Origin of the sequence: Ruegeria sp. HKCCA6837, assembly GCF_013034475.1 — a bacterium.
Classification (GTDB): Bacteria; Pseudomonadota; Alphaproteobacteria; order Rhodobacterales; family Rhodobacteraceae; genus Ruegeria.
In genome coordinates, this window is record NZ_WQGD01000007.1 from 1 (window position 1) to 15977 (window position 15977).

The window sequence follows — 15977 nt, forward strand, 5'->3', positions numbered from 1 at the left end:
CTTCGAACTTAAGTTTCTGAGCAGACTCATAGGACACATAAAGTTCCGGGATTGGGGCCAGATTGCTTAACATCGTCATTGGAATACTCTTATCGCAGTGTTGATTAGCCAGTGGGTAGTGGCATTTTTGGTGCGTTTGCACCGACTGTTAGGCAAAGTCCACCGGCGTCAATGAAACAAAGGAGGATATGCGCTGATTTTTTCCGAATTGGAAGGAATTTCTGACTTGGAAGCACGCCGTGTAACATGGTTCTATGGAATGGAATTAATTCCCTCACGCAGAGTATGACTGTTCCTGTTTTTGTACGTTTGGCTCTAGTTGCGAGGCGCGCATCACTGGCAGAGCAGGAATCGGCGCCGAGACGCCACGCAGCTCGAGAGCTCGGATATCTGCCTGTGCCACATCTACATCTGCGGCGCGCAGTAATTCGTTAGAAACCATCAGTTCAACTCCTAGAGCTTTGGTTTCGCTCTCAAGACGGCTGGCTACATTGACCGCATCGCCGATGATTGTTTTTGCGGCATGTCCTTGTGCGCCGATTTCACCAAGAACCAGGTCGCCAAGATGCAGGCCCATTCCGATGCGAATTCCGGGGCTTCCTTCAGCCTCAAGCTGTTGGTTGAATAGATCCAGCGCCCGGCTGATCGCTATCGCCGCATTTAACCCAGCGCGAGCAGAGGCCGCAGAATCGCGTTTCTCGAAAACCGCCAACAGACCGTCGCCCATATATTTGTCCACGATGCCGCCTTCGTCTGTAATGGCTGGCACCACCGCATCAAAGAATCGGTTGAGCAGAAACACGATGTCGTAGGGCAACTGCCCCGTCGTGCGGGCGGTAAAGCCGCGCATATCCAGAAACAACACCGCCAGTTGGCGTTCCTCTCCTTGGCTGGCGTGTCCACGGATGCGGCCGCCATCCGGCCGGAAAACACGAAAGACGGTGGTCGGCTCGGTTGGACGGATCTGACAGGCCAGCCGCGTCTGGGGGGACGCGCCGACAGCGGCCAGACTGCGCGCCTCGACGTCGCTGGGTGGCGGCAGCGCGTTACCGCCATCCTCGACAATGACGCGGCATGTGGTGCAGCGTCCTTTACCGCCGCATAGGGCCGCATGGGGCACGCCGTTGGCTTGGGAAATCTCAAGCAGCGTCATTCCCTTTTCCGCGACTACATCCGGACCTAGGGCATAGGAAACGCGCACCGAATGCCTGCGTCGCCAGAGTTTGCGTCCGATGAAAACCAGACCTGTTGCGCCAAGTGCCAGCCAAAAGGCCATCAGGGCATTGTCCTTGACGCTGAACAGGGTTTGAAAAGCTTCGGGAGACGGCCAGTTGTAGTGCTCGATATACTGCTCGCGCAGAAACTCGTCGGCGAAGTCGGCCCAGATGCGACGGCCTTCGGTCAGAAGGCCAGCCAGCGCGAACAGAGGCACAAAGACGGCAACGCCGATCAGGTAAGGTGCGGTACGCGACCACCATTTTGTCAACCGCAGCCACATGTGCAGGCCGATGCAGCCATGCACCCAGACAACCAGCAGTAGCGCGCTTTGCATCCAGACCGCAATGCTGGGCCACATCAGGATGATGATGTATCCCATCTCGTCATTGACGTCATAAACCTCATGCGCGACCCGGGTGTGAATGATGTGCGAGATCAGCTGCAAGGGGATCAGCAGGCCCAACACCACCTGAAGTGCTGTGCTGAATGGCATGCGCAATGTCCTGCGCTGCGCGATAGATACCAGGGCAAGACCGGCATGAACGAACAGCGCCGCGTAGAGAAGCACGCTCATGGCGTCGTGGCGCGTCACCTCTTTCCGACCGTCTTGCATTCCGTGCAGATAATCGGTGTGAAACAGGCCAAGGCCAATGTTGATGAAGTGAAAAAACGCGAAAACAAACAGGATCAGGCCGCTGCCGATCCGAAGTCGGGTTGCCCACCCGCCGCGCCAAAGAGCGTTGTTCAAAAGCTCACCCGTGTTTCGCCCGTTCTGCAGCAATCCTGATACGGCACTGTGAAAGGGTCAAGGCGGAGGGGCGTAGTCCCCGACCCGTGCCGGGGACCAAAAATCGTTACTATTCGTTTTCTGCCAGAAAACGTTCGGCATCCAGTGCGGCCATACAGCCCATGCCAGCGCTTGTGACGGCCTGACGGTAAACATGGTCTGTCAGATCACCTGCCGCAAACACGCCGGGAACCGACGTTTCAGTTGTGCCCGGCTTGGTGACGACATAGCCGCCCATATGGGTTTCCAGCGTCTCCTTGACCAGCTCGTTCGCAGGGGCGTGGCCTATGGCGACAAAAACACCCTTGCAAGGGATTTCCGTGATCTCGCCGGTTTTAACGTGCTTGACGCGAACGCCTTCCACGCCCAAAGGCGCGTCCGTTCCGATCACTTCGTCCAATTCGTGGAACCACAACGGTTCGATCTTTTCATTTTTCATCAGCCGGTCTTGCAGGATCTTTTCGGCCCGCAACTCATCCCGGCGGTGGATCAAGGTCACCTTGCTGGCGAAGTTGGTCAGGAACAGAGCTTCTTCCACAGCAGTGTTGCCGCCACCGATGACCACGATTTCCTGTCCTCGATAGAAGAACCCGTCGCAGGTGGCACAGGCCGAGACGCCAAAGCCTTTGAATTTCTCTTCGGACGGTAGGCCAAGCCATTTCGCACGCGCACCAGTGGCCAGAATAACCGCGTCTGCGGTGTAAGTCGTGCCGCTGTCGCCCTTGGCTGTAAACGGGCGCTGGCTGAGATCCAGATCGCTGATGATGTCGCCGATCACCTCACAGCCCATTGCCTTTGCATGGTCCTGCATGCGCACCATCAGGTCCGGGCCCTGAACCTCGGTGTCGCCGGGCCAGTTCTCGACCTCCGTCGTTGTAGTCAGCTGACCGCCAGGTTCGATCCCCTGAACTAGAATGGGTTCTAGCATGGCGCGGCTGGCGTAAACCCCTGCGGTGTATCCTGCAGGTCCTGACCCGATGATCAGAACCTTAGTGTGTCGTGTGTCGGCCATGCTATCCCCGCTCGAATTGCCTGAATTGGGCGTTTAGCCCGTCGCCCCGATATAGCGATCGACTGACCCGGCTTAAACCCCCATCCTGATTGTGATCCCCTGCGCTGCACATTAAGCAATTGAGTGATTAGAAAACAAAGAAAATTGCGCATGTGCGAAACATTATTGCGCGCGCTTAGGGGGCTGATATAAGAACCGAAAAACCAGGAGCATTCTATGGTCACGACTCGGCTGGATGACATTGATCGCAAGATTCTGGCGGAATTGCAGGCAGACGGTCGCATGACTAACGTTGAACTGGCCAAACGGGTCGGCATTTCGGCGCCGCCGTGTCTGCGTCGGGTGCGCACACTTGAGGAATCCGGCTATATCACCGGGTATCACGCCGACGTCAATTCACGTGAGTTGGGCTTTGAGGTGCAAGTCTTCGCCATGGTCGGTCTGGACAGCCAGGCCGAAGCCGAGCTGCGCGCGTTCGAAGAACGCTGCCGCGAATGGCCGCTGGTCCGGGAATGCCACATGCTGAATGGCGAGGTCGATTTCATCCTGAAATGCGTGGCACCTGATCTCAGCAGTTTTCAGCAATTCTTGACCGGTGAACTGCTGACCACGCCCAACGTGGCCAGCGTCAAGACTTCGCTTGTCATCCGCGGCGCAAAAGACGAGCCAGGCGTGCCGTTCGACGTTCTGGAAGAACGCATGAACCGGATGGCGTAACGCCCACACGTTTCGGCTGTGCGGTGATTGGTGGCAGCATTGCAGCCACCGCAAGGGATAGAACCCAACTTAATACCAGCTGCATGATGCCCCCCATAATGCAGTACCCATTATCACACTCAGGCCGACATCGCGTCGATCTCTCCGTCTCCGGCGCGTGGCATCAGCAGCGGACCGAAATCGTTGAGCGACTCGATGTGAGCGAACAGGTTCAGATAAATCGACCGCAACGAATGGCTGATCATGCGAACCGCGTTCACACCTGGGTGATATGTTTCGAACTGTAAACCATCTACACGAATAACGGAATGCCGTTTCAGGCAAATGTGAAACAGTTCGACAGGCGTTGGAGGCATTGTTTCAATTACACCCATCCCGTCCTGAAATTCAGAAACTGGCGTGAGAATCGGTTCCCCGCCGTGCAGGTGCCGCAAATGCGCCGGAGCGCCCACGATTCGCGCTGCGGGTCCGGCGATTACACCTGACATCGGTTTTTGCATTCCGAATGTATCTGCCATGATCCGCGTTAACGGACGAGTGCGTCCGCGAGAATCTTCGCGCCCAGGGATCAGAGTGACTGACCCTTTCCATAGCACCGTTTGCGAGCTGCCATCTTGCGTCAGAACCGTGTCCCCCGGCATCAGGTCCTCGATCGCCATTGGCCCATGTTCCGTTTCAACCAACGACCCACGCGAAAAAGCGCAAAAGGCGTCTTCGAACATCGGCAGAGCGGGCGCGATGTGACGGGTCTGAGCCACGTCGCCGTTTGGCAACAGGCTGCTGACTTCGTAGCGGCGCAATTGCGCCTTGGGTTTCGCGACCGGTCGCGGTGCTTCCCGCAGCATAGCCGACGTTTCGATGGCATTTCTGGCCGCTCGGGCCAATGAATTAGGAATAGTCATAAATATTCCGTCCCCTCAAATGTCCGAACAGGCCTGCCGTACCCCCGTACAGGCCCACCTGACGAACAGGTTCTTTGTCTTGAAACGAATGGAAGACCGTTGGACGGTGACCGTTCTGGCCCCGCATGGCGACTAAATCTCGCGTTCCAATGGTCAACACATTGACCCCCCAGACAAACTCGTACTTCACGGGCGAAAATTGCCCGCACACACACAAACTCCTGAAAAAAGTCGTAAATTTTTACCTACGACTTACGCAACATCGGGCCGGAGCATGCCCGCTGCGCGCTTACCCCGTCTTCAGACCCGCAGCTTGGTCTTGGGGTGATCCTGCTTCAGCGCCGAACCACAATGCGGCTGGCAACTCTGGCAGAATGGCTTGATACCCGTTTCCATGGCATTTCCAGCTTCTGGTCCCGAGTGGCGGCGACCATGGCTTTGAGAAAGCGGGATTTGGATTTCATAATTCTGGTCCTGCATTGCTCGGGAAGGTCATTCCCGCATCCTTCATGAACCTTTTGTGACGCCGATTTGCGGCAGGTATAAGGCTTATCCGGGATGTTTTGCAGACAAGAGATAAAGATGCACAGTCCTTTCACTCAACACACCAGCGCTCAAAAAAGGAGCGTCAGATAGCCATCTGATGGCTGGCAAAACTCGTTACGATTCTTGGGTCCGGTAAACACAACAAATGTGGCGGAAAAGAGGCGGGGCGTCTAAATCTGGGGCTGAATCACAGTTTTATGACCGAGATAAGCCGGCCGTAATCGGCCTCTTTCGCATGTGTCGCGCGACGATAGGAATAGAACCGGTCAGAGTCCGAATATGTGCAATGCCGTGTCCACTCCGCCTGCCCAACGCCAGCCGACCGCAACCGGTTCAGGCCAAAGGCGGGCAAGTCGAATTGCAGCCGGTCATCCTGGCCATTGGCAAAGAACCGGGCGTTATTGGGGGATTCCGCTATGAAAGCGTCCAGAAACTCGGGGCCCACTTCATAAGCGCGTTGTGAAATACTCGGGCCGATCACGGCTCTGACGTTGTTGCGTTTGGCCCCTAAAGCCTCCATGGCGGCCAACGTAGCCTCCAGTACACCGTCCAACGCCCCGCGCCAGCCCGCATGGGCTGCACCGATTACATTCGCATCCGGGTCGGCAAACAAGACGGGCTGACAATCCGCCGTCAGAATCGTCAGGGCAAGACCAGGGGTTGCAGTGACGATGGCATCGGCTTTTGGTCTGTCGCCGGTAATCGGGCCGTCTACGGTCAGAACCTCAGGCGAATGGACCTGATGCACCCCGATCATGGCTTCGGGTGCGACATCCATTGCGTCAGCCACCCGCTTGCGGTTCAGCGCCACGACCTCGGATTGATCGGATGAGCCGTAGCCGCAATTCAGCCCGTCAAATATCCCGGACGAGGCCCCGCCGCGACGGGTGAAGAACCCGTGGCGCAAAGGCGACAGCAAGTCTGAGGTTAGAATTTCCAATGTCATGGTTCTAATCCTGGCGGTGGGGCGGCATAGGCCGGGAAAAGGCCCATAACTTTGAACAGATTTCCCATTTCGTCGGGATGCGTCAACCGGCGATGCGCGGCAATCAGCAAGTTCAGCTCGGATTCGCTCAACGCCTTTGCCAACGCCTGCGCGCGGGCTGTAATGCCCAACCGTTCCAAAAACACGCCTTGCGGGGTCAACCGCGTGTGGCGGCATCCACAGGCGCGGGTGGCAATGGCCAGAGGTTCAAAATCCACATGTGCCGTCAGATCAGCCAGGCCTGGTGCCGCCAGTGGGTCGGCGCGTTCGTGGTTTTGCAGGGCCTGCAACGTGTCGCCCAGCGAATGCCAGTCACCATAATCGACGATCAGAGCCGCACCACCATGGCTGGCGATCCGGCCAGCAACCACGGTCAGAATCGGAATCGCTGCCGCACACAATTCGACCAGATCACCCTCTTTTGTATCTGCGAGTCTGTCATTCAGCGCCACTTGAGGTCCGTTCGGACCCCGCCCAAACAGCAAAGCGCCATCCCGCGCACCTACCAGACGTTCACACCATCCGTCGCCTTCGCGCAGGAACTGACGAATGGGCAGAGCGTCAAAGAATTCGTTTGCCACCAGCAGCAATGGTTGTTCTGACAGCTCTGCGACACTGTCGATCCATTGAGGCGGGTGATCTTTCAGGGTTTCTGCCTGTATCTCTTTCAATACGGGTGAAGCTTCGACCAGCACGATCTGTGCGGCGTCGTGGAACCCGGACACAGACCGCGTTGCGCGTAGAACATCGGCCATCAATGTGCCGCGCCCTGGCCCAAGCTCGCACAGGGTGAAAGGCGCTGGTCGCCCTTGATCCATCCAGCACTGCGCCAGGGACAGGCCGATCAGTTCCCCGAACATCTGACTGATTTCCGGCGCGGTGGTGAAATCCCCCTTGGTCCCGAACGGATCGCGCGTTGTGTAATAGCCCAGCGTGGGGTGCAGAAGGCACTCGGCCATATAATCTGCCACGCTCATTGGTCCATCCTGCTGGATGCGGGTGATCAGGTGATCGGTCAGGCTCATGCCGCTCGCCGCGCGCGTAGGGCAAGCCAAAGGCCAATCGCGATCATCGGCAGTGAGAGGATTTGACCCATAGTCAGGCCATTGCCGCCCACATGCCAAGCCAGTCCCAACGGGTTGCCGGGTGACACGAACTGAGCATCCGGTTGGCGAAAAAACTCGACAATAAAGCGGGACGCGCCATACCCGGCCAGAAACAGGCCCATGATCATGCCCGGTTTTTTAAAGGCCCCTCTGCGATAGACCAGCCACAGCAGCAATGCGCCCAACAACACACCCTCAAGCGCGGCTTCATACAGCTGCGACGGGTGCCTTGCGCACATTCCCGCAACCACGCCGGGGCAGTCCTGCGCGGCGAATCCGGGGAAGATCACGGCCCAAGGCAGCTCACTTTGGCGGCCCCACAGTTCCGCATTGACGAAATTGGCGATTCGCCCCAGCAACAGGCCGGGCGGAACGGTGTAGGCGACCAGATCACCCAGCGACAGGGCGGGGATCTGATGTCGGCGGGCAAATTGATAAGACGCGAGGATGACGCCCAGCAGGCCGCCATGAAAGGCCATGCCGCCTTGCCAGACTTTCAGAATCTCTAACGGGTTCGATAAGTAATAGGCAGGCTGATAAAACAGGACAAAGCCTAGCCTCCCACCCAGTATCACGCCCAGAATGATCCAGGTGACCAGATCCTCCAGCTGATCCGGTTTCATCGGAGGAGTATCCGCGGGCCACAGGGCCGGGCGCCGCAGCGCCACAACGGCAAGTCGCCAGGCGATCAGAATTCCGGCAATATAGGCCAGCGCATACCACCTTAACGCGAACTCCATCCCGAACAGTGAGATCGAGAACAATTCGGGCGACAGATCGGGGAAATTCAGAACAGCCTGCATGTGCGTCTCATTGCCCGGGGTTTGCAGGGCAAGTCAACCTTGAGCCTGCGCCATTCTTTGCCCATATACAGATAAACCGTGAGACCGGAGTGTACACATGCAGACCCGCAACAAGATCCTGGACGACGTGTCCCAACTGATGACCAACGCCATGGGCGTGGCGCAAGGCGCGCGGGAAGAGGCCGAGAACGCGATGAAGTCGATGATCGACCGCTGGCTGGCCGACCGCGATTTCGTCACCCGCGAAGAATTCGACGCTGTCCGCGCCATGGCCCAGAAAGCGCGCGAAGAAAACGCAGCGCTTGAGGCCCGCATCGCAGCGCTTGAGGCGAAACTGGACAAATAACGCCCCGGCGTTTGCTGTTTTCAAAGTTGTTGGACAAGCTTTAACTTCGCGCAATCCAGCCCGGATTGTGCGGTGATGTGTATTTTGACGCATCGCAGAATTTAATCAAGACAAAGCTGGTGCGAGCGCCAATATTTTGATCGCCGTTGCCGACTGTCCACAACTTATTGCTGTTATCCCCAAGAAATAGGGTTGCCAGAACTCACGCCACATCGCACCATGTTTAGTACAGGCCCACGGAGGAAGCCCGGCTTGTAGAGCAGGCAACTAGCGCTGGGGCGCTGCCAGCCCCAAATTGCTAGAGATTAGTGAGGTGGCATTATGGCCCTTTCCGAGCAGTATCTCGAAGAAGACATTCATCCGATCGACATTGTTGAACACCTGGCGGAACACCATGACTGGGATTTTGATCGTATAGGGGACGATCAGATCGCCATGGCTGTCGAAGGACAGTGGCGGACCTATTCGATCACTCTGGCCTGGTCCAACTATGACGAAACGCTGCGCATGGTGTGCTCTTTTGAGATGGAGCCCCCGGCAGAGCGTGAAATGCAGCTTTATGAGCTGCTGAACAAGATGAATGACCAATGCTGGGCAGGTGCCTTCACCTATTGGGCAAACCAGAAGCTGATGGTCTACCGCTATGGGCTGGTCCTTGCAGGGGGACAGACAGCCAGTGCGGATCAGATCAACACGATGATCACCGCCGCCGTGATGAGCGCCGAGCGGTATTACCCCGCGATCCAACTGGTGACCTGGGGTAATCGAGAGCCAGAAGAAGCCATGCAAGTGGCCATTGCAGAGGCCTACGGCCGGGCGTAAAGCTTTGCCCCAAACCGATATGTAACGCGGGAGGGGCAAATGGACATGACGCGTGTGGCCGAACAGGGGCTTGTGCTTCTGGGGTGCGGAAAGATGGGGTCCGCAATGCTGGCGGGATGGCTGGAACACGGCCTTCCGCCAGCGTCCGTTTGGGTGATCGATCCGTACCCGTCCGACTGGTTGAAAACGCAAGGCGTCAACATCAACACCCCACTGCCCGAAGCGCCCGCCGTGGTACTTGTCGCCGTTAAACCCCAAATGATGGGTGAAGCTTTGCCAGCCATTCAGGCGCTGGGCGGTGGTAAAAGCCTGTTTGTTTCGGTAGCCGCAGGCACATCGATTGCCACATTTGAATCCGTTCTGGGCAGCGACACGCCCATCATTCGCGCGATGCCCAACACGCCTGCGGCGATCCGCCAGGGTATTACGGCACTGATCGGCAACAACCACGCTTCGGGTGATGATCTGACATTGGCCGAAAACCTGCTGTCGGCAGTGGGCGAGACCGTGCGTCTTGAGGATGAGGCGCAGATGGACGCCGTGACCGGACTCAGCGGCTCTGGTCCGGCCTATGTTTTCCACCTGATTGAAACGCTAGCCGCCGCCGGACAGGCGCAGGGCTTGCCTGCGGAACTGGCGATGAAACTGGCAAAGTCCACGGTGGCGGGGGCCGGTGCATTGGCCAAGGTCGCCGAGGATGACCCAACGCAACTGCGCATCAATGTGACCTCTCCAAACGGTACCACGCAGGCCGCGCTTGAAGTTTTGATGCATGATGAGCAGGGCTTTCCCGATCTGCTGCACCGCGCCGTAAAGGCGGCAACCGACCGATCCAAGGAGCTGTCACGTGAGTGAGATTTCTTTCGACGACTTTCTCAAGGTCGACATCCGTGTGGGCGAGGTGATCCGCGCAGAGCCGTATCCTGAGGCCCGCAAGCCCGCGATCAAGATGTGGATCGACTTCGGTGAGGAAATCGGCGAGCGCAAAACCTCGGCTCAGATCACGGCGCATTATGATCCGTCGGCTCTGGTGGGCAAGCAGGTCATGGCGGTTGTCAATTTCCCGCCGCGCCAGATCGGCAAGTTCATGTCTGAAGTTCTGGTGCTGGGCCTGCCTGATGAAAACGGCGAGATCGTTCTGATCGGACCGGATGGCAAAGTTCTAACTGGCGGACGGATGCACTGATGAAGCTGCTGATCACGCGCCCAATGACACCGGCGGTCGAGGCCCGCGCCCGTACCGAGTTCGACGTGGAGATACGTGAAAACACTCTGCCCATGTCGCGGCGGGAAATGTCGTCTGCTTTGACGGAATTTGACGTTGTTGTGCCAACACTGGGCGATTTGTTCTCGGCGCAGGTTTTTGCAGGTGCCGGTACAGTGCGCTGCAAGCTACTGGCCAATTTCGGCGTTGGTTACAATCATATCGACGTCGAGGCCGCGCGCGCGGCAGGGATTGAGGTGACCAACACGCCTGGCGCGGTCACCGATGCAACCGCAGATATCGCTATGACCCTGCTGCTGACCACGGCGCGTCGCGCAGGCGAAGGCGAGCGGTTGGTCCGATCGGGCCAGTGGCAGGGTTGGCACCCGACGCAGATGCTTGGGCATCACGTGACAGGTAAGCGCGTTGGAATCGTTGGTATGGGCCGCATCGGGCAAGCCATCGCGCGTCGTTGTCATTTCGGCTTTGGCATGCAGGTGGCCTATCAGTCCCGCAACGTCAAAGATCTGGATTTCCCAGCAGAGTTCACACCTGATCTGCACAAACTGGCTGCTTCGGTCGATTTCCTTGTGCTCGCGGTACCCGGCGGCGCCGAAACCCGACATCTTATCAACGCGCAGGTTCTTGAGGCGGTGAATTCTTCGGCCATTCTGGTCAACATTGCGCGGGGCGAGGTCGTGGACGAAGCGGCCCTGATCTCGGCGCTTCAATCAGGTCAGATCGCAGGAGCCGGGCTGGACGTTTACGAGTTCGAACCCAAAGTACCTCAGGCCCTCTGCAATATGGAGAATGTCACCTTGCTGCCTCATCTCGGCACAGCAACCGAAGAAGTGCGCAGCAGCATGGGCCATATGGCGCTTGATAACGTGGTGGCTCATGTGGCGGGTAGGGCGCTGCCCAACCCGGTTTAGTCGCCCACGGCCTCGCGCCAATGCTTACGGCAGAGCGAGACATAGGTTTCGTTTCCGCCGATCTGCACCTGGGCACCTTCGGTAATGGCATTGCCGTTTTCGTCCTGACGAATCACCATTGTGGCTTTGCGGCCGCATTTGCAGATGGTGCGCACCTCGCGCATTTCGTCGGCTAGGGCCAGCAGAGCGGCAGATCCGGGAAAAAGTTTGCCACGAAAATCCACCCGCAGCCCGTAGGCCAATACCGGTACATCCAGATCATCCACGGCACGCGCCAATTGCCAGACCTGATCATCTGACAGAAACTGAGCTTCGTCGATGAAAACGCAAGCAACCCGACCCTGGTTCAGGCGGTTTTCGATCATGGCAAACACATCGTCATCGGGCCGGAACATATCAGCCTGTTCAGAAATACCTATGCGCGATGCAATCCGTCCGGCACCTGCGCGCCCATCAATGGCAGCGGTCATCAGATAGGTCTGCATCCCGCGCTCGCGATAGTTGTGCGAGGCTTGTAACAACACGGTCGATTTACCCGCGTTCATGGTCGAATAGTTGAAATACAGCTTTGCCATGACCGGGGTCTAAAACGCTTGGAGAGCATGAACAAGACGGCAATCGCTTTTTACGGAAGCGACGTCGCCGTTGCTTTTGCAGGGGCCGAGCTACGCTCTAGGGGATGGAACCCCCACATCTGCAACAGCGACGCCGTCGGCCAACATGTGGCCAAAACGGAGCGAGGCCCAAACAATACCACCTCGCAATCACTCATTACCGGCATGAACTGCCGCCACTCACTCACGAAATCCCTCGCATATCTGAGGGATAGCCAATGTATGACATTTCAATTATGAATCTGTTATGGGAAATTTCCCGGCGCTTTCCCCCGTTTGGACACCGGGCAGGCGATTGCAGGTAACAAAGGTAAAACAATGGCAGATATTGGGGCCTATCTGAAAAAGCATACAGAAGCATTGGTCAAAGACGTCGGAATCGAAGCCGCATGTGAAATTACCAGGAAATCCAAAGCCACATTGGGCCGGTACTATTCCGACAATGCCGAACACGCAGACAGGTTCATGCCTGTGGACGCCGTAGCCCGTCTTGAAAACGCGGCAACTTATCCGCATGTCACGTCGGCCTTGGCGGATCTGAAGAACATCACCTTGTCTTATACCGACCGCAATTCGGAAGAACCGCGCACTGGTGGTGTAAACTCGGACGTGATCGCGCTCAGCCAGCGGTTTGCGATGCTGATGACTGAATATCAGGCGGCCATAGAAGACGGAATCATTACCGTGAACGAGGCCAAGCGGCTGTTGAAAGAAACCAGTTTGTTGCAACAGGTCCTGATCGAGATGAAGCTTCACCTGGAAGAAGAAAGCGTCAGTTAAGTCACTTTTCCGCTGTCGTCACGGCCAATCCCGGCTTGTTTCCGCCGGTCGCGTGGTTCGTATGGCACGCTATACATAAGCGGTCAGAGTATGGCCCCAGTTCGCGCTGCCTGCCTCAATTGAGTCACGTCCTTGCGATAGGTACACGACGCTGACGAAACTGTTGAGAATCCAAAAACATGCAAATTTCGCAACAGCTTTACAGGATTCACACAGATCCGGTGGTTCGGTGGGGTTTTCTGTGCGCCTTTGCGGTTCTTATGATCCTGATGACGCTCAGCGGCTATTACGAAGGGTCTGATGATGTGATGCGCTTGGTCGGTGTGCGAGATTTGCTGGCCGGACAAGGCTGGTTCGACACGTATCAGCATCGCCTGGGTCCCGACGAGGGTACCTTGATGCATTGGTCCCGCCTGGTCGATGCCCCGATTGCCGGGCTATACGTCGCGCTTCGTGCGGTCCTGCCAGCTGAAACCGCCTTGCAGATCACGGCATTTGTCTGGCCCGCCTCGTTGGCTGCCCTGACCCTGTGGGCCTTCGCGGTCACTGGCGGAGTGCTAGGGCGGCGCGAGGGCGCAATCTCGGCCTTGGTTATCGGAGTGCTGACGCTCGAACATTCGCGGAAGTTCGACTATTTCTCGTTCGATCACCACAACCTACAAATTCTTCTCTTTGCTGCGGCACCAGCGTTTTTTGTCTTACGCAAAGAAAGGCGCTACGCCGCCTGGATGCTGGGTGTCTGCCTAGCCCTTTCAGTGTCCGTTGGAACCGAGTCGATTCTTCAGATCGCCCTGATCGCGGTGTTTTGCGCCATCGACTGGATTTGCAACGGTGCTTCCGCGCGCCACCGCACCATAAGCTTCGGTGTTGCCTTGGTCTTTACTCTTGCGGTGACCAGCCTGGCGACGACCGGGCGCGACGGGTTTCTTTACCCAAGCTGCGACGCTCTGACCCTCAGTGTGGCCTTACCTGCAACTGCTGCTGCTCTTGGGCTTTTGGCTGCGGCCTGGATCGGCTCTGGCTGGTCAATGCCGGGCCGGTTCGGGGCCTGTCTTGGTGTTGGCATCATGACGCTGGCCGTTGCCTTTGCCTTTGCGCCCCATTGCCTCAGCAATCCAATTGACGCGTTGCCTCAGGACATGCGGGACTACTGGCTGAGCCAGGTGGCCGAAGCCCAGAATATCTCGGTTGTGTTAGAGCGGCACAGGGGTGAAGCCCTGGCTCTGATGGCCATGTCTATGCTTACGATGGGTGCAGCACTTGCTTTCGCCGTCAAATCACGTGCTGGGTTGGACTATACCTTGTTTCTGGTTTTGATTGCGGCCGGGTTCTTCGTCTTCCTTTATCAGACACGAATGATGACCTTCCTCAGTGTTTCGCTTGTGGCGGTTCAGGCGCAGATTCTTCGCGTGCTTTATTGTTCTTATGCTCAGGATCGCCGAGTGATCACAGGGTTGGCAATGGTGGCATTTGTAATCTGTGCCTCACCCAAGGCGGGTATCAGTCTGGAAAGGCAGATCGGGTCGCTTTCCGGGCCCGCTTATTCGGCCACGGCCGCAGCCGTAGGGCAGGACACATCTGATACAGGTGCGTCTTGTCGCGCACCGCAAGCCTACGCCGCCCTGCAAGATCTGCCCAGTGGCATGATTCTTGTTGATTTCGACTTTGCTGCGCATGTTCTGCGCTACACGGATCATTCGGTTCTGGGCGGAAATTATCACCGGAATCACGCAGGGATTCTGGCGCAGATCGACCTGTTCCGATCCGATGCGTATGAAATCGCGTCGCGATTGGACGCGCTGGGCGTCGACTACATTATGCTTTGTGCTTCCGCGCCCCGGGCTGAGTTCTGGGCCTGGGCGTCGGGCGGCAAGGGTTTGCAAACCAGGCTGGTTGAAGGCGAGGTCCCGAACTACCTCAGCAGCATTCCGGGCGCGCCCAGCGACGCGTTCCGAATTTTCAAAGTAACTGCCGAAAAATAGGTGCTGGTCAGGCGTGGCGCTTCACGATGACCGATCCAACCGAATACCCGGCTCCAAAAGAACAGATCAGACCAAGGTCACCTTCTTGCAGGTCATCGGAATATTTTGAGAACGCGATGATAGAGCCGGCGGATGAGGTGTTGGCGTAATCCTGAAGGATATTCGGTTGCTCACCGGCCTCGGGCGTGCGGCCCAAAACCTTCTTGCCAATGAAATCGTTCATGGTCTTGTTGGCCTGATGCAACCAAAGGCGTTTCAGGTCGGTGTTTTCGATCCCTTCCGCTTCCATGTGGTCACTGATGTGCTTGCTGACCATTGGCAGAACTTCTTTGAACACTTTTCGCCCGTTCTGCATGAATTGCATGTCGCGCCGGTCGATCAGACCATCCGGGCGTGAGCGGCGCAGGAAGCCGTTGTTGTTGCGGATATTATTGGAAAACGTTGTGGCGCAACGGGTCGAGAGGATTTCGAAATGTGGGCCTTGCGCCTCTTCGATCCGCTCGATCAGGGTTGCCGTCGCCACGTCGCCAAAGATGAAGTGGCAATCGCGGTCCCTCCATTCCAGATGACCCGAGCAGATCTCGGGGTTGACCACCAGCGCCGCTCGCACCGATCCAGACCTCACCATGTCCGCCGCCGCCTGTATGCCAAAAGTGGCCGAGGAGCAGGCAACGTTCATGTCAAAGCCAAATCCGTCGATGCCCATCTCTTGCTGTATCTCGATTGCAATCGCAGGATAGGCACGCTCATGGTTCGAAGCCGCGCAGATCACCAGATCAACATCCGCCGCCGTGCGCCCCGCCTGCGCCAGCGCCTTGTTGCAGGCATCGATCGCCATCTCGGTCATGATCCCAGGCTCGTCATCACTGCGCTGACGCAGCGACGGGTGCATTATATCGGGGTCCAACACCCCGGCCTTGTCCATCACATAGCGGTTCTCGATCCCCGAGGCCTTTACGATGAACTCCTCAGACGAATGCTGTATCGGCTCGATGTGACCTGCTGCTATGGCCTCGGCGTTCTTCGCGTTCTGTTTGTCGGCATAAGCGTTGAATGCTTCGACAAGCTCGGCGTTGGTGATGATGTTTTCTGGCGTGAAGACACCGGTACCGGTGATGGCGGGGGTATACATGGCGGGCCCTGAATGTTTCGGATTTGCCCAAAATGCAGTCATGGTGTCATTTGATCAAGGTATGTTGACCCAAGGGAATGCACGGGGAA

At 57.2% G+C, this 15977-nt stretch carries 16 protein-coding genes; 8 read left to right on the forward strand and 8 right to left on the reverse strand.

Going from position 1 to position 15977, the window contains the following annotated elements; genetic code table 11:
- Positions 1-274: 274 nt before the first annotated feature.
- Together GOV91_RS11515 and trxB are read right to left on the reverse strand one after the other, a co-directional pair.
- Positions 275-1966 carry an adenylate/guanylate cyclase domain-containing protein gene (locus GOV91_RS11515; protein ID WP_171235608.1) on the reverse strand — a complete coding sequence of 564 codons (1692 nt, stop codon included), beginning with the start codon at positions 1964-1966 and terminating at the stop codon, positions 275-277.
- 109 nt (positions 1967-2075) lie between these two features.
- Complete coding sequence (trxB, locus tag GOV91_RS11520; RefSeq protein ID WP_171176144.1) at positions 2076-3017, reverse strand: thioredoxin-disulfide reductase; 942 nt, start codon at positions 3015-3017, stop codon at positions 2076-2078.
- 216 nt (positions 3018-3233) lie between these two features.
- On the opposite strand from trxB, the gene GOV91_RS11525 reads away from it, so the two are divergent.
- Positions 3234-3734 (forward strand): Lrp/AsnC family transcriptional regulator, encoded by a 501-nt coding sequence (locus GOV91_RS11525; protein ID WP_171176142.1) that lies wholly within the window; start codon positions 3234-3236, stop codon positions 3732-3734.
- A gap of 119 nt (positions 3735-3853) precedes the next feature.
- Here GOV91_RS11525 and GOV91_RS11530 read toward each other — a convergent pair whose 3' ends face one another.
- From GOV91_RS11530 to lgt, 4 genes are all read right to left on the reverse strand, one after another.
- The gene (locus tag GOV91_RS11530; RefSeq protein WP_171176140.1) at positions 3854-4636 is read right to left on the reverse strand and encodes a Hint domain-containing protein; all 783 of its coding nucleotides are present in this window, start codon (positions 4634-4636) and stop codon (positions 3854-3856) included.
- Positions 4637-5369: 733 nt separating this feature from the next.
- Positions 5370-6128 (reverse strand): peptidoglycan editing factor PgeF, encoded by a 759-nt coding sequence (gene pgeF, locus GOV91_RS11535; RefSeq protein ID WP_171235609.1) that lies wholly within the window; start codon positions 6126-6128, stop codon positions 5370-5372.
- The gene (locus GOV91_RS11540) at positions 6125-7192 is read right to left on the reverse strand and encodes a class I SAM-dependent methyltransferase (protein WP_171235610.1); all 1068 of its coding nucleotides are present in this window, start codon (positions 7190-7192) and stop codon (positions 6125-6127) included. Before GOV91_RS11540 ends, pgeF begins: the two co-directional genes overlap by 4 nt.
- The gene (lgt, locus tag GOV91_RS11545) at positions 7189-8076 is read right to left on the reverse strand and encodes a prolipoprotein diacylglyceryl transferase (RefSeq protein WP_171235611.1); all 888 of its coding nucleotides are present in this window, start codon (positions 8074-8076) and stop codon (positions 7189-7191) included. The genes GOV91_RS11540 and lgt overlap by 4 nt, the downstream gene beginning before the upstream one ends.
- Before the next feature lie 97 nt (positions 8077-8173).
- Here lgt and GOV91_RS11550 point away from each other — a divergent pair, with 97 nt between their 5' ends.
- The 5 genes from GOV91_RS11550 to GOV91_RS11570 all read left to right on the forward strand — a co-directional run bounded on the left by GOV91_RS11550 (position 8174) and on the right by GOV91_RS11570 (position 11380).
- Complete coding sequence (locus GOV91_RS11550; protein ID WP_050604795.1) at positions 8174-8422, forward strand: accessory factor UbiK family protein; 249 nt, start codon at positions 8174-8176, stop codon at positions 8420-8422.
- A 321-nt stretch (positions 8423-8743) separates the two neighbouring features.
- The gene (locus GOV91_RS11555) at positions 8744-9244 is read left to right on the forward strand and encodes a YbjN domain-containing protein (RefSeq protein WP_171091662.1); all 501 of its coding nucleotides are present in this window, start codon (positions 8744-8746) and stop codon (positions 9242-9244) included.
- A 39-nt stretch (positions 9245-9283) separates the two neighbouring features.
- Positions 9284-10099 carry a pyrroline-5-carboxylate reductase gene (gene proC / locus GOV91_RS11560; RefSeq protein ID WP_171235612.1) on the forward strand — a complete coding sequence of 272 codons (816 nt, stop codon included), beginning with the start codon at positions 9284-9286 and terminating at the stop codon, positions 10097-10099.
- Positions 10092-10430 (forward strand): tRNA-binding protein, encoded by a 339-nt coding sequence (locus GOV91_RS11565; RefSeq protein WP_171235613.1) that lies wholly within the window; start codon positions 10092-10094, stop codon positions 10428-10430. The genes proC and GOV91_RS11565 overlap by 8 nt, the downstream gene beginning before the upstream one ends.
- The gene (locus GOV91_RS11570) at positions 10430-11380 is read left to right on the forward strand and encodes a D-glycerate dehydrogenase (protein ID WP_171235614.1); all 951 of its coding nucleotides are present in this window, start codon (positions 10430-10432) and stop codon (positions 11378-11380) included. Before GOV91_RS11565 ends, GOV91_RS11570 begins: the two co-directional genes overlap by 1 nt.
- Here the strand turns inward: GOV91_RS11570 and GOV91_RS11575 are convergent.
- Complete coding sequence (locus GOV91_RS11575; RefSeq protein WP_171235615.1) at positions 11377-11955, reverse strand: thymidine kinase; 579 nt, start codon at positions 11953-11955, stop codon at positions 11377-11379. The genes GOV91_RS11570 and GOV91_RS11575 overlap by 4 nt on opposite strands.
- Before the next feature lie 357 nt (positions 11956-12312).
- On the opposite strand from GOV91_RS11575, the gene GOV91_RS11580 reads away from it, so the two are divergent.
- A complete protein-coding gene (locus GOV91_RS11580) occupies positions 12313-12774 on the forward strand; it encodes a hypothetical protein (RefSeq protein ID WP_171235616.1) in 462 nt (153 codons plus the stop codon).
- Positions 12775-12953: 179 nt separating this feature from the next.
- The gene (locus tag GOV91_RS11585) at positions 12954-14756 is read left to right on the forward strand and encodes a hypothetical protein (protein WP_171235617.1); all 1803 of its coding nucleotides are present in this window, start codon (positions 12954-12956) and stop codon (positions 14754-14756) included.
- 7 nt (positions 14757-14763) lie between these two features.
- On the opposite strand, the gene GOV91_RS11590 is transcribed toward GOV91_RS11585, so the two are convergent.
- Positions 14764-15888, reverse strand: coding sequence for a beta-ketoacyl-ACP synthase III (locus tag GOV91_RS11590; protein WP_171235618.1), 1125 nt, complete (start codon positions 15886-15888; stop codon positions 14764-14766).
- Between the last annotated feature and the right edge of the window lie 89 nt (positions 15889-15977).